Source organism: Bacillus cereus G9842 (assembly GCF_000021305.1).
Taxonomy (GTDB): domain Bacteria; phylum Bacillota; class Bacilli; order Bacillales; family Bacillaceae_G; genus Bacillus_A; species Bacillus_A thuringiensis_S.
Map to the genome: position 1 here is coordinate 5290399 of NC_011772.1, position 21479 is coordinate 5311877.

The window sequence follows — 21479 nt, forward strand, 5'->3', positions numbered from 1 at the left end:
TACTTTTCCATCTATCCCCTTCCCCACTTTATTGTATACGAAATCCCTATAATTCCCAAAGTTTTTTGTTTATTTTTTGCTGTTCCACGTGAAACAGCAAAAAAATAAAAAGGGCGAAAACTCGCCCTTCTTCATTAACAACAGCGTGATATTTTTCCACCCTTTGCATTAAATCTTGCTTCTTGTGCCTCAGCAAAAAATTGCTTTTGACATACAACCTCTTCTTCAGGATGATGCTTTTTCATATGCTCCACATATACTTCATAACTTGGTACCCCAACGAGCAAACTAATAAAGCGTTTTCTTTCCCCCCATACTTTCCGTAGTCGTTTAAGCATAATAGTTCCTCGACTCACTTTCATCTCTAGAAATATATGCTGCCTCTTTTAGCAGCATCGGCTTATTTCTTAATACTTGAATCCAAATTCGAATTGCAGAAATTAATACAGCGATTACAACTATCATAAAAATCCCGCAAAGCGCTGCATCAATATAATCATTGAAAATAATTTGCTTCATTTGAGCAACATTTTTAGCTGGTGCTAACACTTTCCCCTCATCTAATGCTCCCTGGAACACCTTTGCATGAGATAGAAATCCTATTTTAGGGTTTTCATGAAATAGCTTTTGATAACCCGCCGTCATCGTTACAATAAGCAATCCAACAGTTGGAATAAGTGTCACCCAAACATATGCCTTTTTCCCCATTTTGAACAAAATTGTCGTTCCAAGTAATAATGCAATACCTGCTAACATTTGATTTGCAATACCGAAAAGTGGCCATAATGTATTAATTCCACCAAGCGGATCTACTACCCCTTGGTACAAAAAATAACCCCATCCTAATACACATAACGTTGTAGCTATTACATTTGCTAATGTAGAATCTGTTTTCGCAAACGGCTTATATACATGCCCTAAAATATCTTGAATCATAAATCGTCCTACACGCGTTCCTGCGTCAATCGTTGTTAAAATAAATAGGGCTTCAAAGAGAATAGCAAAATGATACCAGAATGCCATCATCGCCGTTCCACCTATTACTTGTGAGAAAATATATGCCATACCTATCGCTAACGTTGGTGCGCCACCTGTACGTGATAAAATTGTTTGCTCTCCAACATTTACAGCAAGTTCTTTTAGTTCATTTGGTGTAATAGCAAATCCCCATGAAGAAATAACTTGAGCTGCCTGCGATACATCCGTACCAATAAGTGCTGCCGGACTATTAATCGCAAAATAAGTTCCTGGTGTTAATACACAAGCTGCAATCATTGCCATCGCAGCTACAAACGACTCCATTAACATTGCTCCGTAACCAATTGGCTGTGCATGTCCCTCTTGTTCAATCATTTTTGGCGTCGTACCTGATGAAACAAGAGCATGGAATCCAGAGACTGCACCACAGGCAATCGTAATAAATAAGAACGGGAATAAATTACCGGAGAAAACAGGACCTGTTCCATCAATAAATTGCGAAACTGCTGGCATTTGTAAATCAGGTGCTACAATTAAAATACCAATCGCCAATCCAACAATTGTTCCAACTTTTAAAAATGTACTTAAATAATCACGTGGTGCTAATAACATCCAAACTGGTAATGCAGATGCAATAAATCCATATACAATAAGCATAATAGCAATTGTTTCGCCACTAAATGTGAACATACTTGCAAGTGTTGGATTTTCTGCTACATACTGTCCTCCAATAAGAGATAAAATAAGTAGGATAATACCAATTACTGACCCTTCTCCAACACGACCAGGCCTAATATAGCGCATGTAAACTCCCATTAAAATAGCGATGGGAATCGTTGCTGCTATCGTAAACATTCCCCAAGGACTTCCAATCAGTGCCTTTACTACGACTAACGCTAATACTGCTAATAAAATAATCATAATTCCTAAAATACCTATCATTGCAATTAGTCCTGTAACAGGCCCAATCTCATCCTTAATCATTTCTCCTAACGATTTACCATTACGTCTCATCGAAGCAAATAAAATGACAAAATCTTGGACAGCCCCCGCAACAACTACCCCAACAATAATCCAAATGGTCCCTGGTAAATATCCCATTTGTGCTGCTAAAATCGGTCCTACTAAAGGTCCCGCCCCAGCAATCGCTGCAAAGTGATGTCCAAACAATACCCACTTATTTGTTGGAACATAGTCTTTCCCATCGTTTAATGTATGGGCTGGTGTTTGACGATTATCATCTAAATTAAAAACCTTTCTCGCTATAAATCTACTATAAAAGCGATAAGCAACTGCATATACACATACAGCAGCTACTAAGAGCCATACAGCATTAATGGTTTCACCTTGTGATAAAGCTATTACCCCAAAAGCCCCTGCTCCTACTGCTGTAATAACGCCCCAAAGTAAAATCGATTTCAATGTCTTCACATACAATTCCCCCAATACTATTTCTTAGTGGAGATTGTACTAAATTTTCTGAATATTTAACTTGAATCCTCCCTATCATGAAGGATTTTCAGTTTATCATGTTAAAATACTCTCATTACCTACTATAATTCAATGTTATTTCGAAGGCGTTTTACATAATTACGACTGACTGGAATCGGTTGCTCATCATACCTATCTAAATACAAATTATACGTGCCATTATAATAAGGTTTCAGTTCTTTTACATATGACATATTAATTAAATAACTTTTATGCACACGTAAAAAATCATATGCATTTAGCTTATTTTCTAATTCCTGAAGTGTATATGTTGAAATATACTGATTATTCGTTGTGTAAATTGAAACAGTTTTATTTTCTTTATTTTTACTTACATATACGATATCTTCTGGAAGAATATATCGTATACCCTCTTGACTTTCTATCGGTAGTTTCCGCAAATAACTCTTTGCTTTCTCACCTTGTTCTTTACCTATTTTATATAAAAGAAATTGTAAATCTTCTTCACGAAATGGTCGTAATAAATAATAAAATGCTTGGAAACGAAAAGCTGTAATAGATTCCTCTATGTTTTCACCTACAAAAATAAATTTTGTATAGCAATTTATTTCTCGTAATAAACTTGCATATTCAAAACCAGTACCATCTAGTAATTTGGAACTTAAAAAAACAAAGTCTGGTATATGTTTTTTCATCATAAATAAAGATTCTGTTCCTGTCTTTGCTTCAAAACATTCTACATTTCTCATATTTTCAGTGAAATTTTCAGCTAACTCTCTTCTCTCTTCTGCCTCTTCCATGATCAGTAAAATTTTCATTTCTTCAACCACCTAATTCTTTGTCCATATGTCCTGCTGTATACATTCGCTTTTATAAGAAATAATCCCTTTTTCTTACTATACCATTATTTATCTAAAAAAACAGAAAAAAGGAAACCACTTCGGTTTCCTCTCCTCCTTTATCCTACATTAACTGCCTAGAAAGAGCGGAGTAGTGTAGGGTAATAAACGGTCAGGGCTACGTTTAAAATTTCACTTTATACTAATTCTCGTTGCTTCGTTTCCTGTCCAAGTATTACTACAGCGAATACACCAATTAAAATTGATCCGCAGAAAATCGTAAATATTATTGATAGTGAAGCTTCTGAGGCAACTAAATACCCCACTAATAGTGGCCCAAGAATACCACCAATACGCCCAAATGCTGCTGCCATTCCTGCACCAGTACCACGAATAACCGTCGGATACTGTTCAGGTGTATAGGCGTATAATGCTCCCCAAGCACCTAAGTTAAAGAAGGATAGTAACATACCTGCCACGATTAATACTGTTAATGAATCCGCAACCCCAAACAAATAGGCACTGCAAGCTGTCCCGATTAAATACGTAACCAACACAAATTTACGACCGAGACGTTCAATAAACCAAGCAGCGGTGAAATATCCTGGAAGTTGAGCTAATGTCATAATAAGTACGTATTGGAAACTTTTTATTAAACTAAATCCTTTTAGCACCATTACACTCGGTAACCAAAGGAACATTCCATAATAAGAAAAGACAACACAAAACCATAGAATCCATAGCATAATTGTTGCTTTACGATATTCCCCAGACCAAACTGATTTTATATTTTCAATAACAGATGGTCTTTTTTCAACTTTTTGGAACCTTGGGGAATCCGGTAAATTCCATCTTAAATATAAAGCATATAGTGCTGGAACTGCACTCAATACCATCGCAATTTCCCAACCATATTTAGGAATAACAAAATACGAGATAAGGGCTGCAATTAGCCATCCACCTGCCCAAAAACTTTCTAATAACACAACAATTTTCCCACGCTCATGCGCTTCAACACTCTCTGATACTAGTGTAGAGGCAACCGGAAGCTCTCCGCCAAGCCCCATACCAATTAAAAAGCGTAAAACGAGAAACATCGCGAGTGTCGTTGTTAATGCAGTTAAACCACTACCGATAGAAAATAATAATAATGTAATAATAAAGACTGATTTTCGGCCTATTCTATCTGATAGTATCCCAAAAATAAGCGCTCCTACTGCCATACCGATTGAGTTAATACTGCCTATCCAGCCCATTTCCTGGCTCGTTAATCCCCAATCCTTTTGCAAGGCTACCATTACAAATGAAAGCATTCCAACATCCATTGCATCAAATAGCCATCCAAGTCCAGCTATACCAAGTAGTTTGCGCTTCGAAATTTCTTTTACCTTGCCCACTAGAAGTCCTCCTCACACAGGTGTCTTTACACATCATTTTACATGTGTGAATTGTATAAGTAAAATACTTTTGTGTAAAAAATTCTCCTTCATCATTCCCAAAAAGTAAAACGTCTATCCCGATTGGTGAGGGCTAATAATCAGTAGGGATGACTCACTGATTAAAGTTTCACTTCATTAAAAATGAATAAATAAAAAAAAGTAGCGATATTTCGCTACTTTTTCGAACGCATTACTTCTTTTAAAAATTCCGCTAATACTAACTGACGACGCCAGCGTGTTGGATTACTGCATAATCTATAAAACCACTCTAAATGAATCGCTTGAATCCATTTTGGTGCACGTTTTACCTCTCCAGCCCATACGTCTAAACTTCCACCCACTCCAACAGCCATTTTCGTTTCTAAACGATGCTTATTGTTTTGGATAAAGTTCTCTTGTCTCGGGAAACCGAGTGCAACAAGTAATAAATCTGGTTTTGCTTCTTGAATGCGAGAAATAATATTCTCTTCGTCTTCTTGTTTGAAATAACCATCTTGTGTACCGGCGATGGATACAGCTGAATATGTCTTTGTTAAATGATCTGCTGCAGCTTGTACAACATGCGGCTTTGCACCTAATAAGAAAACAGATACTGGTTTACTATCTTCTGATAACTTCGCAAGTAAATTACACATTAAATCAAAACCTGCTACACGTTCTTTTAAAGGTGTACCAAGCATGCCGCTTGCCTTTACAACCCCAATACCATCAGGTGTAATTAAATCTGTATTCAATAATGTTTGATAGAACTTTTCATCCTTTTTTGCGCACATAACAATTTCAGGGTTTGCTGTTACTACCTGAAACGTATGAGTTCGCTCCGCTTCTAGTTGTTCTTTTAAATATTTGACCGTTTCATCCATTGTCATTGTAGAAAAAGGAACGCCTAGAATATCAACTGTTTGTACTGCCATAGTTAACTATCCTCTCTATCATTACAAGTTTTTCGCTATTAATTGCTTATATGTTTCCTTTGTATCTTCATATAGTTTTTGAAGTGAGAAATTCATAGTAGCATGCTCATAAATATGTTTACCCATTGCTGCTAATTCTCCAGTTTTCCACTTATCATACGCTTCTTCTAAAGCTAATGCTAATGCCTTTCCATCATCTGTTGGCACAATCCATCCGTAAGTTTCATCTACGATTAATGGTTCAATTTCTCCAGCCCTAGTCACAATTGATGGTACGCGTTGATTTGCCGCTTCTAATAAAACTAGTGGGAACCCTTCACTATGAGAAGTTAATAAATTTACATGTGACGACGCAAATAATTGTTTTACATCTTGACGATGTCCTAAAAACTCTACTTTATCGTTAATCCCTTTTTCAGTAGCTAATGACTTTAGATTTTCTTCTAATGGGCCATCGCCAACTAATAATACTTTAATTTTCTCCAATTTTGTTTGTTGTAACGCATCGAATAAAACTTCATGTCCTTTGACAGGATGTAATCGCGCTACTTGGATTGCCGTAAATACATCTTCAGCAATATTGAACATTTCTTTTTTATTATAGCCTTCTGCTTTTTCCTTATCGTATTCAATTCCATTATAAATAACATGCATCTTTTCATTTGAAATCCCTAATGCTGCCAGGCTTTTTTTCAATCTATTTGTTACAACGAAAAATAAGTCTATATTTTTTAAGGCTTTCAAATTTAATTTCGTAAAAATCCAACCTTTGAAGCCCTGTTTAGTAAAGTCTTGAAATGGATCACTATGAATAGTCGTTACCCATTTTGCCTTTATTCTCTTTTTCATTAAAGAAACATAGAAATTAGCCCTAGGACCATGCGTATGAACTACATCAAATTTTTCTTTATTAATAAATTCACTTATATTCTTTAAAATGGATAAATCATAGCGCGATTTTTGTGAAAACACATGGACTTTTATCCCTAATTCCCTTGCTTCCTTCGCAACAATTCCATCTTCAAATACTGCTAATTCTACTTCACCAGTTGGAAACTGATCGAGAAGTGAAATAATATGTGTTTTCCCTCCCCCATCTTCTGCTCCTGCATTCATATGCAATATTCTCATGTTTTTTCCTCCTTTAAATCCTCGCTACGTTTCCAGCTATTTTTATTTTACTGTACTAAAAAATAAAAGCTAACAAAAGTTAGCTTTTATTTTTATCATTCAATTTCTAGGTCTACTATTAGATAAGCTAGCACCACTACAAAGTAAATCCCAACTCCTGGTGCTGTTAAAATATGTCCTGCAATATAAGCAATACCTAACGCTAACAATAAGCTTGCTGAAATCATTCCATATTTTATATTAAATATGTCCTTAAATCTCGTAGCAAATGCTAGTAGAATTCTTAGCCCGTAATAAATAAATGGAATCATTAGTAATACAAAGCCAATAATCCCGAAATCATAAAACCAATCATGGAAGTCCATTTCAATTAATTTTGGATCTGGCTGCTTTTGTTCATTGTATTTAAAGTTACCTGCATAACCCATTCCTAATAACTTTTGTGACATTGGCGCTTCTTTAAAGAACTGCTTATGTCTTTCTTCATATACTTGACGTCCACTGAAAATAAGGTTTTCTTGATTTTCTTTCTTTTGCTCTTTCTCAAGCTCTTTCTTAACTTCCTCTTCTATCTTCGCCTTTTCTTCTGGTTTTTCAGCCTTATGGTGCTTTTCTTCTTTTTCTTTAAGTTCTTGCTCTTTTTTCAGCTTCTCTTTAATTTCTTTTTCTTTTTGACCTTGCTGTGCCACATTTTGCTCTGATAAATAATTATTGTGAATACCCATATTTTGTGCTAATGGCGTTTGTTTAAACGTTCCAACTACACCGGCCAATAGGATAATAGCAATTACTGCATTAAGCGCAAGGGATTTTTTGTTCGGATTTTTTCTATCAAATAATAATTGAAGTAAAATAATCCCGATTGCTGCCGCTAACGTAGCACCAATTGAGCCCATTCCTACTTTCGTACCAACCTGAATTAGCGAATAAATCATTAAAATTGATGGAATCCAATATAAAATGTGTTTCCAGCTCTTTGTTTTTTGAATAGAATATAGTACCACAATAGGGAAAATAATAGCTAAGATTGAACCTAGTTCATTCCCTGCATAGAACCAACCTCGAGAACCAACCTTCATCCATTCATAACTACCAAAGTCAGTAGATGTTGAAATAGAAATAACCATAATTGCATTAATGATTAATGTAGAATATACAATACTATTTCGAACCTTATCACTAATATTAACTGTCTTTTTCAATGATTTTAAAGCTAAAATGTATGACCCCAGCATAATATATATATATAATGCTTTCGCAACGAATTTAACTTCTTCACTAAGTACAATAGGATCCTTAACTAGTTTATTATTAATAAATCCTACCCCTAAAACTCCGGCTAATAATATAAGATAAATTAAAAACTTTCTATTTTCCTTCTCTTTTGCCTGAATTAAAATGTAAATACCACCAACAGCCATAATAAGGAATCTTACTAAAATTCCAACGGTAGCATTTGACTTTAATAAAGTGATGCTAAGAGACGTTAATAAATCTAAAACAGGCTGTAAAATAATAAAAAAGAGCAAAAAATGCTCAAATCTAACCCTAGCTTGATTTGCTAACATTCCAAGACCTCCATACAAAATCTTAACATTATCTTTTAATCATAATTTATTATCGTTAAAACACACCTAGCAATTATAACATAACTCATATTTAAATTGAGAACTATTTTTATACCGAAACTAGCCAATCCATCGTAACTAGTAACTAGAAAATATTATCCTTTAGCTATCCTTCCCTATCTCTATAAAAACTATCTAACACTCTTTCACTTATTATCAGCATTATAGCAAACATTTATTAATCATTTTATTGATATATAGAATTTAACGGTTAAAAAATGACATTCACTCGGCTACCCTACAACTAAAAATTAACCTTGCTTCGTTTTCCCCTAAACATTTTCAAACGCTTTCTTTATGTATTTTATCCGTTTTTCTACATGTAACGAAAAGTAATTGTTATTTCCAATACTTTAGTGTATATTTTTTCTCTGGAACATCTTTAAGAGGAAGGGATTAAGGCCATGTTATTAATCGATATATTTACGTTTCTTGGCATTATCGCCGCTGCCATTTCTGGTACATTAGTTGGTTTAAAAAAAGATTTAGATTTATTTGGTGTCCTTTGTTTAGCTGTAGCTACTGCGCTCGGCGGCGGTATTATTCGTGATATCATGATTGGTAACCTGCCCCCTGTCGCATTTGTAAAACCCATTTACTTTTTCGTAAGTGTATTATCAGCATTATTTACTTGTATGTTTTTTGAGCGCATCAATAAACTTCAAATCGTTATTATGCTTTCTGATGCTGTTGGCTTAGGCGTTTTTACAGCTATTGGTGCAAATGCGGCAATGTCACATCATGTTGACGCCTCATTTTTAGTTGTTTCAATGGGAGTCATTACAGGTATTGGAGGCGGTATTTTGCGTGACATTTGTGCTCAAGATATCCCTTACGTATTCCGAAAAGAGATTTACGCAATCGCTTCTATCTTAGGAGCAATTAGCTTCCTAATCACACACGCTATGGGCGCGCACGTATTAGCTTTCTATGTTTGTTTATTAGTAACATTCGTTATTCGTGTCGTCACTGTAATATATAATGTGCATTTCCCTGTTTTCTTTAAAACACATGCTAAAATTAATAAAGGCCATTAAGAGAATTCTATCTAGAATTCTCTTAATTTATATACTATTCTACGAACTAATATAGAGTAATTATATATAAGCATATATAATTACTCTATATTAGTTTTAAAATTGAAAACGTTTTATACACAGGGGGAAGAATGATGCTTGGGGTTTTCAAAAAAAATATTAATAAAACAAACGCTAGTATAATCGAATTAAGTAAGGACCAACAAATAACTTTTAATGTACCTACTAATTCTGAACTGAAAATTCAAATGGATATGCTACACATTTCAAAAGAAGATTTACAAGTTGTAAAAGTACTACAGCCTTTTATTTATGCAGAAATTGATTGGATTACTGAAAAATTCTATGCCAACATTACAAAACAACCTAATTTAATTACTATTATTGAACGTTACAGCTCTATTCCAAAACTAAAGCAAACTTTAAAAACACATATTAAAGAATTATTCAGCGGCAATATGCATGAAGATTTTATTGAACAGCGTGTTAGGATTGCCAAACGACATGTACAAATTGGCTTACATCGAAAATGGTATACTGCTGCTTATCAAGAATTATTCCGCTCTATTATGAAGATTTTGCAAACAAAAATAACAACAATCGATGATTTTTCCTATTCTATAAATGTCATAAATAAATTATTCACTCTTGAACAAGAACTTGTTCTTGCAGCTTATGAATCTGAATATGAAAGAATGCAAAAAGAGCATGAGAAAGAAAAAGAACTAACTGCTATGACAATTACGCATATCGCAACAGAACTAGCTGCTGTATCTGAAAAGACAAGCTCTTCTATTCAAAAACTAACCGCTAAGTCTGAAACTATTGTAGAGATTGCTAAAACAGGTACATCATTAGCTACAACATCTGAAGAAAAAGCGAATAAAGGGAAAGAACAATTAAACCAGCAAAACAAACGAATGGGATCTATTCAAATGAATATGGAAACGATTATTACAGATACTCATGAACTTCTCGATATTTCTAACAAAATTAACGAAATCATAGATATCGTTAAATCGATCGCGGAGCAAACAAATTTACTCGCACTAAATGCTGCTATCGAGTCTGCACGTGCTGGAGAATTTGGGAAGGGGTTTTCTGTTGTTGCTGGTGAAATCCGAAAATTATCAGAGCAAACGAAAGAATCGATATTTAACGTTACAAAGCTCGTCGAAAAAACAAATGAACAAATTACCCGTGTCTCGTCTTCCGTGAAACAAATTAGCTCTCTCGTATCGGAAGGAACGGATAGTATGTCGGCAACAGATCGATACTTCCAAGAAATTGTAAAAGATATGTCTAACTCAAAAGAACAGAATAAGAAAATTGAACATGAGCTACAAACTATTTCACAAGTCATGAAAGGAATTCAAGATGATTCCTCACAAATGGCTCTAACAGCCGATAATTTGCAACTAGAACTAAATCGATAAGACAAAATTCAGGTCAGGCATACTTTTCATCTGCACTGACTACTAAATTTCATCTTTCATCAAAAAAAGAATCCAGAATGGATTCTTTTTACTTTCTGAAAAATATTTTTTGACAATACACATAACTCATATAAACACCAAAGCTCTGCAAAATAAACAATGCCGGCATAATTACATTGTAATATGCCATATCTACTTGGAAGAGCTTTAACAATACGTAGCCACTAATTAAAAATAAGAACAACATATATCCCTCATTTTGTTGTTTCTTAATTAGGAAGTGTAATAGAGCTATATTCATAAACAATGTTACGGCTATATATATCAGTTTTTCACATTTGAAAAGAATAGAATTTATCCCCTCCTCTGAAAACTGATTTATCATCGGTTCTAAAAGTTTAAATCTTTCTCCCTCAATCTCTTTTAACTTTTGATCAATATGCTCTGTTACACTTTGATTTTTCGATATTTTTTCCTCATGTTGCGTTTTTCCAATTAAGACAGATTGAACATACGTCTCATTCGCAATCGTATATTGTGACAGTCCCATTGTCTTAATTCCATAATTCACACTAAAATGAGCAATATAAAATAGAATAAGTATCCCTATCATCTTTAGTAACACTTTTTGTTTCGTTGCTGATTGAAACACTTCAATTAATAATATATATACCGTGATAAAAATAGGAAGAAATAATCCCATTGGGAAAATCATATTACTAAATGCAAATAAAATCGCTGAAAACACCCACATATAAGGATGATCTAATCCTTTATATAAAAGTATGTAACAAGCAAAATAAAATAAAAATATTGCAAGTGACTCAGGAGTTAATACGGAACTCATGAATATATTTGGAATATACAGAGCATAAAATATAGAAGCAATACGCCCGCATTCTTCTCCAAAAACCATTGCCGCAATACGATAAATAAAAAATGCGGTTCCTGCGCAAAATAACACATTAAATAGTTGTAAAGCGAATAATGTATCACCAAATATACGAATAATTACTGACTCATATATAATAAAAGGCAAATGAGTTACAGTCCCTATATTATTACCAATTGCAATCTGCTTTGCAGACTCATACATCACTTTCATATCACCAATTATTGGAGCATCTACAAATAACAGCATACTAAGTCTCACAACTATAGATATACTTATAAGAAAAATAAGAAATTGTTTATCTGTAAAACGATATTGTAGGATTGATGCCACTAACAAAATGAGTATGACGAAAATTGCCAGTATGATTGTTACACTTGTTGTACTTCCTCCAAAAAATTGCTTACTTGTCTCAAATGCTGCCCAACAACTATAAACAAAAAATGCGAGCATCGCACCGATCGTAATTTTATTGAAGAAAGATGAAAAATTTGTTTGTATATGATTCATATGTCCATTGCACCTCTATTTCCATTCATAACAAAACGATTCTATCATGAATGGGTACACGGCTGATAGGGAATTTCTATGACAAATACATAGTCATTACTTTTTACTTGCAATGTAAGCGAATCCTCTTTTACACTACATTTTAGATAAAATAAATTTTCTTTCAGTTATATGAATACAAATACAGAAGTTTAAATCATTCTCTTTTGGAATACACTTTACTTCATTAAATATCTAATATGAGTACTCCGCTTACACATATTATTCTGATTGAAAACAGACTATAGGGGCTGAATATATGGAAAAGAAATTCATGCGAGAATCTAAAGCAATTAAGACAACACGTGTTTTTCCTAACGATTTAAATAATCACCAAACACTTTTTGGAGGGAAATTATTAGCAGAAATTGATAGTATTGCTTCAATTGCGGCTGCAAGACATAGTCGTAAACATTGCGTAACAGCATCTATTGATTCAGTTGATTTTTTAACTCCAATTCACCAAGCTGATTCTGTTTGTTATGAAGCATTTGTATGTTATACAGGGAAATCTTCAATGGAAGTTTTCGTAAAAGTAATCGCAGAAAATTTACTAGCAGGCGAGCGTAGAATTGCTGCTACTTGCTTCATTACATTTGTGGCAATAAAAGATGGAAAACCTTCGTCCGTACCACAAGTACTCCCTGAAACTCAGGAAGAACATTGGTTACACACAACCGGTTTAGAACGTGCGGAAAACCGAAAAAAGGGACGTTTAAAAAGTAAAGAGATGGCTGAAGTTTTAACTTTAAGTAAGCCATGGAATATATAATACGCTACTCTCACTTCATACATGCACAGGTTTATTTCATCCTTGCATGTATTTTTTATTATAAAAAAATTCCAGCTCTTATCTTTTATTTACTGTTTGTCTCCTAAAATAACCCACCAGTTTTTCCTTTATTTTGCTATACTATTAATGGTATATTAGATAAGGTTCGTTTAAAAATAACTATAATATAATTAAGTATATAAGGGATGGTGCGATAATGTCTATTGAGGTACCAATTTCAATACCAAAAACGTTAATTATTATTCCTGCGTATAACGAGGAAGAAGCAATTGCAGATACATTAACAAGACTATTAAAACTAAAACAGCATTTTACAGAATTAAGCATTTGCGTTATTAATGATGGATCACATGATAAAACAGCTCAAATCGTAAATGATTTTCCTGTTCACCTTGTGAACTTACCATATAACCTAGGTATTGGCTCAGCTGTACAAACTGGTTATAAATACGCTTATGAGAATGGATATGATATTGCAATTCAGTTCGATGCTGATGGGCAACATAATCCTGATGACTTGTACAAAATTATAAAACCTATTGCTGAAGACCAATGCGATATGGTGCTAGGTTCACGTTTTACAGAGAAAACAGCTTATAAAGGTAGTATTTCCAGAAGAGTTGGTATTTTTTATTTTACTGCTCTACTGAAAGTACTAACAAAACAAACCTTTATGGATCCAACTTCTGGGTATCGTGCTATCAATCGAGAAGTAATTAAGATTTTTGCACATAATTATCCAAAAGATTATCCAGAACCAGAAGTCCTTATTCATTTAAAAAAGAAAAAATTACGCATTCATGAAATATCCGTAAATATGCAAGAGCGCCAAGGGGGACAATCTTCTATTACACCTCTTAAATCTGCATATTACATGATTAAAGTAAGCCTTGCTATATTGATGCAAAAAATTGTGAAAGGTTGATAATAAATGCCTATAATTACCTTTTCATTTATCTTCATTCTATTATTATTTTTATTAATTATTAATTCTATTCGTCGTGGAGCTTTAGAAACTAAATATGCCATTTTATGGATTTTTGTTTGTGTTTCAATGGCAATTTTAAGTTCTACTGAAAAAATTATAAATTGGATTGGACAACTATTACACGTAGAATATCCTCCATCTGTTTTATTTTTATTTGGACTATTATTCTGTTTCATCTTAATTTTTGACTTAACAAGAAAAATTTCTAAATTACATCATCAACTTGTAACATTAACGCAAGATTATGCGTTATTAAAGCAAAAATTAAAAGTAACGCAAACTGAAACCGATAACGAATAGTTTTCTATTTAAATATGAATATATACAAAAAAACATCTTAATTTTTTAAAAAAATTAAGATGTTTTTTATTGCAAATTATTTTTTTCTAATTAATAATTTATTAATTTTCATAATCGTTGCCACGGTCCCTACTCCAATTATAATAAATAAGAATGGTATTAACGGTAATGCATATCGTTCATATGCAACATAAAAACATGTTAAAGCTGTTTGCAGTAAAAGGATTGACCATAAAAATGTAGTCTCTCTCCACCTTTTTAAAAGGAAAATAAATGAAAGTACTGTACATATTAAAAACGTCGTCTTAATAAAATTATATATTTCATTCATATCCTTTGCAGAAACATTGAATACTTCAATATTATGCTCTATAGAATAATACGGTTTTTTCCAAAGAATTTCTGGTTTCAAGACTAAATAACTCTCTATCATAGAGCCCTTATTCGTTTTCCACCATTCTTTCATTTTATCAATGGCTATTTTTTCTTCTAACTCCATAAATTCATGCGCTTCAAGATTAGGGTACTTTGCATGTAATTCTATTTCAAGTTCCCCCATATCCTTACCTTCTGGGTAACCTTCCCCTTGATACGTTCCAAGTAATAACGGATTCCCTGCCCCTGCAGTTAGTGGGATAAATTTATCAAATTGAATGTAATTGCGGGCCCACCATGGTCCAAGTACGATAAGTCCTATTCCTATGCTTATAATCGCCTGCTTCATCATAATCCGGAATGGATAGCGTTTCATTAAAAGATACCCAAATAATAAGATTGGATATAAGGCAATTTGTACGCGGAGGTACAGTGCTAAAAAATAGAAAATTAATACAATCAGAAGATGTTTCGTTTTATGAGTATCAGCTAATTTTAAACTCCAATATACTAATCCTAATGAAAGGAATAGAAACGGCCCTTCTGTTAAAGTTAAATTTTCCATAACAATCTCTGGAGGATACACAGCTAATAAGAAAGCACCTATTAATCCTGCAGCAGGATTCAATAAATAAGTACCAATCTTATAAGTTAGCAAAATACTAAGTACCCCTAATAGAATAATGATTAATTTGGCTATAAAAAGACCTTCACTGCCATTTCCAAAAAAGTAAAATACAGCAGCTAATAAGGCTGGAAAACCCGGCATAATATGAATCGTTGGTTTATCTGGTTCATGGTATGTTAACATCCCTGTTTCCAATAAAATATTTGCCGTTTTTTGATAACCTATATCATCGCTAGCTATAGATAGATCTGCACCATGTGTTTGTAAAGTTGCAAAACGAAGTGCAAACCCGACAATCATAATAATCCCTAAAAGGACTATATTAGATTTGCGAGTAAATCGCCCTAACATCTCATCTTCTCCCTTCAGATACATAACCTTCAAAAATTTTTTCTATATTTTTACAACACAATACGTTCTATAATAAATACTTTTTATACAAAGTACAACAATAGAAAGTTGATTTACAAAGTTTATATGCGTTAAACTTATACAGATGTTCTTGTAATCTTCTCCCTTTCAAAGGGCTTGTATATATGGTGCAAGACATAAAAAACTTGAGGAGATAAAAATTCTATGATGGAACAAAAGCAACTTGTTTCTGTTGTCATACCTCTGTATAACACGGAAAAATATATTGAAGAAACGATGCAGTCAATACTAGATCAAACATATAAAAACATTGAAATTGTAATTGTAGATGATGGAAGTAAAGATCAATCACCTTCTATCGTGAAAAACCTTGCCGAAAAATATCCGGGTCAAGTAAAGTACGTTCACCAAAAAAACCAAGGTGTTTCAGTAGCTCGTAATACAGGGATTGAAAATGCTAGCGGAGAATACGTCGCTTTCCTTGATAGTGACGACTTATGGCATCCAACTAAAATTGAGAAACAAATCGAGAGTATGCATAAAAACAACATGGACGCGTGCTATTGTGGTTATATGAATTTCTACGAAGAAACAGGCGAAAAGGTTGAGCATACAACAAACTTTATTAAAGGTGATATGGCAAAAGCATTCTTAACACACCAAGTTGTTGCTCAAACAAGTACTTGGATTTTCAAACGCTCTATCGCAATGAATCATAATATCCGTTTTACACCAGGATGTAGTTGGGGCGAAGACTTGGAGTTTTTATTTAAGCTTATGAGTGTAACAAATGTATGTTATGTCGATGAATACTTAACATATTATAGAATCTTATCAGAAGGAAATCTTTCTTCTAAGTATAAAGATTATGAATTAAAAACAACAAAAGAGCTGGAAGTATTCAATCGTATGAAGGACTGGGTACATAATAAATCCCAAGATTTCATTACAAAAGATTCTCAGTCACTTATTGAGATTCTTGAGACTTATTTATTCCCTTATACGGTTATCAATAATGCTTGTATATACATTAAAGAAAACTCTCAATTAAATAATGCCCAAGTTCAATTAATCAAAAAAGATATAAAGAAATATTGCCGTAAAATCTATTCAAAAAACGGAAAGCGTAGTAAAAAACTATATGCAATGCTTTGGTTTGTACGAATTAAATTTCTGTTTTCTTAAACTGAAAGTATAGTACTCACCTCTCTTTCCGTAAACAAATCAAATTTACAAATAGGACAGACAAAAAAGGTCCTAAAGAATAGAAAGGTTTTTTCCCATGAAAACAAATAAGATTCTTAAAAATGCCTCCTACCTATTTGTAGGAAATATTACTGTTCGATTTGTACTGGCTATTGCAACCATTTTCTTTGCAAGATATGTTTCTCCAAGTGATTACGGTATGTTTACAACTGCGTTAGCAGTTTCAGCTGTTATTTGTTACTTTACAGATGCAGGCTTGACACATACGTTTATGCGTGAAGGAACGAGAAGCGATGCTAATATTAGCGTGCTAATAAGTAGTTATTTACGTATTCGTTTAATATTAGCTATCGTAATTTCTGTACTTTTCGCTATTTTTGCCCAGTTCTTCTATCCCGATGCTTACTTACGTGCGATGGTATATTGGGTTGTTCTACCAACAATGTTCGGAGCAACCTTACAAGGTGTTGGGATGGCTTACTTCCAAGTAACAGAACGCATGCAATTTACAGCTATTATTTCTGTACTACAAGGTGTAACAGCTGCTGCTGCCCTATTACTAGGGATGTCTTTCCAATGGTCACTTATGATGGTTGCTGCCATGTACGGGGTATCTAGTCTTGTAACAGGTGTTATCGCCTTTATAATGACAATACGCTATACGAAAGTCCATAAGGGTTGGGATAAAGGTATTTTAGATCAACTACTTATTTTCACAATCAATGGAATCATCATTATGCTCTTACCACAATTGGGGCCTATTATCTTAGAAAAGGTTTCAACATATAATCAAGTTGGATTCTTTGGTGCTGCATCTAAAATACCAGCTGTACTATATCAAATACCGGGAGTAATTGCAGCTGCCTTTTATCCAAGGCTTTTTGCTTTTGGTAATGAGAAAAACATCGAAGAACATAGAAAATTATCAAGTTTTGAATTAAAACTTATGTCTTTTTTAGGAATGGGAATTTCTATCCCCTTTATTGCTGATCCAAGTTTCTGGATTGTTAGTTTATTAGGAGAAAAGTACGCTCCCGCTGGTGACGCTCTTGCTATTTTAGCGTTTATGGTTATTTTACAATCAATTAACTATCCACTAGCCGACAATTTAACAACAATTGGCCAGCAATGGAAACGCGCAACAACAATGACTATTGGATTAGTTGTTGCCATCATAGGTTATATTGTACTAGGTAGTAAATATGGAATGATGGGGGCAGCTGCCGCAGCTATCCTTACCGAAATTACACTATTAATCGGATTTACCCTCTTTATTCGTAAAGGCATGCAATTATTAGTTAAAGGAATTATATTTAATTCCTTAGCCTTTATTATTAGTTACGGTATATACCGAATCGCATTAATCAACTTACCACCATTAGTTGCTTTAACGCTTACTGGTATACTATACGGTATAATCGGGGTTTTAATTGACCCTCAAATACGTGGATTCGTTTTAGGGTTTATAAAACAAAAGCTCATTCGCAAACATGCTTAAAAACAAAAAGTTTTTCCTATTTAAAAATGGAAAAGCTTTTTGTTTTTTTATATACCACTATTTTTCTTCAGTAAAAAAATTCTATATATTCCAGGTCAAATTGACTTACTTTCTGAAAATGCCTTATACTAAATTACATGTAAACTATGAATTTCAATGCCTGTAAAAATATATATGCTTCAACAAAAATATATATTTTCTCATGTTAAAACTAAAGAACACACCTTTAAAAATTGGTGTGTTTTTATATGCTACCTAAAAACTAGTTGCTACATGATAACAACTTTTAAAGGAGGATTATCAATTTTTATGAGCATAAAGCCGAATAATAAGTTCTTTTCCAAGAAAACGATAATAATTATGCCAATATTATTATTGTGTGCTTTTGCTTTTCATTATTTCTTTTTAACATCTAATCAAGCCTTTTCTGGTACAGGGGATGCATTACGCCAATTTGGCTTCTTTACGTTTCTTCTGCAACATGCCTTTAAAGATGGCAACCTTTTCTGGTCTTTTGATTATGGGTTAGGTGGAGATTTATTTGGAGAGTTTAGTTATTATTACAGCACATCACCGTTTTTCTGGATTACACTGTTACTACCTAAACTAAGTCTTGAGCAAGTGTATGACGTGAAATTATACATGAGTATTTTAAAAAACTTTTTAGCTATGTTATTCATGTATGGCTCTTTACGTTACCATAATAAAACAGCATTCTCATCTTTTGTTGCTGCTATTATATATGGTGGCTGTATTACTTTCATCCGCCACTCTTTACTATGGGATTTCATGGCTGATGCCATTGTATTTTTACCATTAGTAATATGGGGACTTGATAAATATATTATTGAAAAGAAGCGCGGACTTTTCCTAATCGCTGCTACTTTAATGTTAGCATCAAACTTTTATTTTGCTTTTATCACAAGTATTTTCATATTCATTTATGCATTATTCCAATACTTTGCGACACAAAAAAATAAAACGATTGTCTCTTTTCTAACTTATTATATTAGAATCGGCTTATTGTACGGACTATCACTCGGTTTAGCCGCCGTTTGCTTCCTCCCATCAGTTAATGCCGTATTTAGCGCCGATCGACTATCAAAAAAGTTTGAGATACCACTATTATTTGAAGATAAATTTTATAAAGATTTAATGGAAAATATTTTCTTCATGTATAGTGCTGAAAATCATCAACTAGCTTTACCAGCTTTAATTTTATTCTTAATCGTATTTGGAATGTTTATACGTGATAAACTCGTTAAAAATAAAGTATTCTTTACGTTATTCATGTTCATTCTGTTTATGCTTCCATATACATATTCTGTATTTAATGGTTTTTCAGCAATGCAATCTAGATGGTTTTATTTATTTGTATTTGTCATTGCCCAAACAATTGCATACATTCTAGATTGGATGATTATTCATAAGAAAGACTACAAATTACCTTATTTAATAAGTTTATTAGTGTCTATTGGATTATTCATTTATGCATTTTATAGAAAAGCAAATATAAATGTAACTGATAAACCTTTACAAGACGTTGATAACATTTTACTCGGAACTGTCGTTCTTTCTGTTATTACAGTATGTTTATGGCGTTATATTTCTAAACCTTTCATACAATTTTTAGTTGTATTGAACATACTCGTTAGCACAATTTCTATGAATTATATGTATGCGAATAATATACTTAGTACCGTTTACGGACAGAGCCAGATTTCAACTGAAAAGTTACACGAACCAGGCTATGATAATAAAGAAGAAATTGCTGCAATTCGCTACATACAAGAAAATGATAAAGACTTTTATCGTATTCTTAATCCATATAGCGAATATAACACACCAATGCTACAAGGATATCATGGCGTAAGTACATATCAAAGCTTGGTTAATTATTATGTCCATGACTTTATGAAAAATAAATATGGCGTATTCCAAATGTACGATACACCCTCAATGTTTTATCAAGCTGATAGTCGACTGCTACTTGAAAATATGCTAGGTATAAAATATCGCGTATTAAGTGCTGATACAGATCCAAAGAATGTACCTTATGGATATAAACTATTACAGCAAGTAGGACCATATAATATTTACAAAAATAACTATACCTTACCGTTAGGGTATGTATATGATTCGGCTATAAGTGAAGAAGAGTTTTCTAAATTAAACTTCGCTCAGCGTGATCAATTATTATTACATGCTGTTGTCGTTAATAATACAAAAGAATTTTCATTAAACCATTTTAATAAACAAGACCTTAAGTCAAAGGCAGTATCTATTAAAATGGAAAAAGCAAAATTCGAAAATATGGTAAAAGAAGGAAACAAACTAATTGTTCATGGCTTTGGAAATATGATCTTACCTATCAATTATCCTAATACGCCTGGTGACCTACTGATAGAATTAAAATTGAAAAATACAGGTACATTCAATGCAACTGTTAATGGAAAAACAATCGGAAAAGGTGACGATGCTGGTGCATACTCGTATCCGTTAGAAAGATTTGTTTACAATTTAGGCACTGAGCGTCCAGAAAACCTAACTATCTCTATTGATATGGCAGGTGAGTATGAATTAGGTGACTTACAAGCAAATATCGTAAACTATGAAAGTGTACAAAAAGAAACAAAAAAATTAACTGAAAATAGACTTGAAAATATTTATTATAAGAACAATTATTTAAAAGGGGATATCAACTCAAATAAAGACGGGCTCCTATATTTATCTGTTCCATATAGTAAAGGTTGGACTATAAAAGTTGATGGAAAAGAAAAGGAATTTACGAAAGCGAATTCTGCCTTTATCGGTGTTCCCATTACAAAAGGCTCACATGTAATCGAAATGACTTACGTTACACCTTACTTCAAATTAGGTATGATTATATCAATTATCTCACTAATTATTTGTGTAGCTTTACTAATTTTCACAAATCCAAAAGCACGACGAAAATTTTCTTTTAAAAAGCAATAATGAGCAATCAATGAATCATGAAGCTATCCAATTGGATAGCTTCATATA

17 protein-coding genes and 1 pseudogene are annotated in these 21479 nt (G+C 33.1%); 9 read left to right on the forward strand and 9 right to left on the reverse strand.

Annotated elements, in window-relative coordinates; translation table 11 throughout:
• Positions 1-134: 134 nt before the first annotated feature.
• From BCG9842_RS26795 to BCG9842_RS26825, 7 genes are all read right to left on the reverse strand, one after another.
• Entirely contained in the window at positions 135-338 is a 204-nt protein-coding gene (locus BCG9842_RS26795) for a YbdD/YjiX family protein (RefSeq protein WP_000919819.1), read from the reverse strand.
• Positions 331-2409: a carbon starvation protein CstA gene (gene cstA / locus BCG9842_RS26800; RefSeq protein WP_000854306.1), complete on the reverse strand. Its 2079-nt coding sequence runs from the start codon at positions 2407-2409 to the stop codon at positions 331-333. Before cstA ends, BCG9842_RS26795 begins: the two co-directional genes overlap by 8 nt.
• 122 nt (positions 2410-2531) lie before the next feature.
• On the reverse strand, positions 2532-3248 hold the full coding sequence (locus BCG9842_RS26805) for a LytR/AlgR family response regulator transcription factor (protein ID WP_000698256.1): 717 nt from the start codon (positions 3246-3248) through the stop codon (positions 2532-2534).
• 218 nt (positions 3249-3466) lie between these two features.
• Positions 3467-4666: an MFS transporter gene (locus BCG9842_RS26810; protein ID WP_000521108.1), complete on the reverse strand. Its 1200-nt coding sequence runs from the start codon at positions 4664-4666 to the stop codon at positions 3467-3469.
• A 215-nt stretch (positions 4667-4881) separates the two neighbouring features.
• Positions 4882-5622: a WecB/TagA/CpsF family glycosyltransferase gene (locus BCG9842_RS26815; protein ID WP_000290744.1), complete on the reverse strand. Its 741-nt coding sequence runs from the start codon at positions 5620-5622 to the stop codon at positions 4882-4884.
• A 21-nt stretch (positions 5623-5643) separates the two neighbouring features.
• Positions 5644-6753, reverse strand: coding sequence for a glycosyltransferase family 4 protein (locus BCG9842_RS26820; RefSeq protein WP_001221223.1), 1110 nt, complete (start codon positions 6751-6753; stop codon positions 5644-5646).
• Between the two features lie 95 nt (positions 6754-6848).
• Complete coding sequence (locus tag BCG9842_RS26825) at positions 6849-8321, reverse strand: O-antigen ligase family protein (protein WP_000880761.1); 1473 nt, start codon at positions 8319-8321, stop codon at positions 6849-6851.
• A gap of 464 nt (positions 8322-8785) precedes the next feature.
• Between BCG9842_RS26825 and BCG9842_RS26830 the strand changes: the two genes are divergently transcribed.
• The 3 genes and pseudogenes from BCG9842_RS26830 (at position 8786) to BCG9842_RS32090 (ending at position 10854) form a co-directional block, all read left to right on the forward strand.
• Positions 8786-9418 carry a trimeric intracellular cation channel family protein gene (locus tag BCG9842_RS26830; RefSeq protein ID WP_000924367.1) on the forward strand — a complete coding sequence of 211 codons (633 nt, stop codon included), beginning with the start codon at positions 8786-8788 and terminating at the stop codon, positions 9416-9418.
• 134 nt (positions 9419-9552) lie between these two features.
• A pseudogene (locus BCG9842_RS32085) lies at positions 9553-10098 on the forward strand (protoglobin family protein); the annotation flags it as partial.
• Positions 10099-10152: 54 nt separating this feature from the next.
• Positions 10153-10854 carry a methyl-accepting chemotaxis protein gene (locus tag BCG9842_RS32090; RefSeq protein WP_374058700.1) on the forward strand — a complete coding sequence of 234 codons (702 nt, stop codon included), beginning with the start codon at positions 10153-10155 and terminating at the stop codon, positions 10852-10854.
• A gap of 88 nt (positions 10855-10942) precedes the next feature.
• On the opposite strand, the gene BCG9842_RS26840 is transcribed toward BCG9842_RS32090, so the two are convergent.
• Positions 10943-12256, reverse strand: coding sequence for an ArnT family glycosyltransferase (locus tag BCG9842_RS26840; RefSeq protein WP_001015635.1), 1314 nt, complete (start codon positions 12254-12256; stop codon positions 10943-10945).
• Between the two features lie 298 nt (positions 12257-12554).
• Here BCG9842_RS26840 and BCG9842_RS26845 point away from each other — a divergent pair, with 298 nt between their 5' ends.
• From BCG9842_RS26845 to BCG9842_RS26855, 3 genes are all read left to right on the forward strand, one after another.
• The gene (locus BCG9842_RS26845; RefSeq protein ID WP_000412126.1) at positions 12555-13067 is read left to right on the forward strand and encodes an acyl-CoA thioesterase; all 513 of its coding nucleotides are present in this window, start codon (positions 12555-12557) and stop codon (positions 13065-13067) included.
• Positions 13068-13284: 217 nt separating this feature from the next.
• Positions 13285-14013 (forward strand): glycosyltransferase family 2 protein, encoded by a 729-nt coding sequence (locus tag BCG9842_RS26850; RefSeq protein ID WP_000021477.1) that lies wholly within the window; start codon positions 13285-13287, stop codon positions 14011-14013.
• Positions 14014-14019: 6 nt separating this feature from the next.
• Positions 14020-14376 (forward strand): DUF2304 domain-containing protein, encoded by a 357-nt coding sequence (locus BCG9842_RS26855; RefSeq protein ID WP_001121769.1) that lies wholly within the window; start codon positions 14020-14022, stop codon positions 14374-14376.
• 76 nt (positions 14377-14452) lie between these two features.
• Here the strand turns inward: BCG9842_RS26855 and BCG9842_RS26860 are convergent, their stop codons facing one another.
• On the reverse strand, positions 14453-15730 hold the full coding sequence (locus tag BCG9842_RS26860) for a glycosyltransferase family 39 protein (RefSeq protein ID WP_000901472.1): 1278 nt from the start codon (positions 15728-15730) through the stop codon (positions 14453-14455).
• Positions 15731-15955: 225 nt separating this feature from the next.
• Here BCG9842_RS26860 and BCG9842_RS26865 point away from each other — a divergent pair, with 225 nt between their 5' ends.
• The 3 genes from BCG9842_RS26865 (at position 15956) to BCG9842_RS26875 (ending at position 21431) form a co-directional block, all read left to right on the forward strand.
• The gene (locus BCG9842_RS26865) at positions 15956-16936 is read left to right on the forward strand and encodes a glycosyltransferase family 2 protein (protein ID WP_000970529.1); all 981 of its coding nucleotides are present in this window, start codon (positions 15956-15958) and stop codon (positions 16934-16936) included.
• A 97-nt stretch (positions 16937-17033) separates the two neighbouring features.
• Entirely contained in the window at positions 17034-18455 is a 1422-nt protein-coding gene (locus BCG9842_RS26870; RefSeq protein ID WP_000856134.1) for an oligosaccharide flippase family protein, read from the forward strand.
• Between the two features lie 309 nt (positions 18456-18764).
• Entirely contained in the window at positions 18765-21431 is a 2667-nt protein-coding gene (locus BCG9842_RS26875; RefSeq protein WP_000023698.1) for a YfhO family protein, read from the forward strand.
• Positions 21432-21479: the final 48 nt, after the last annotated feature.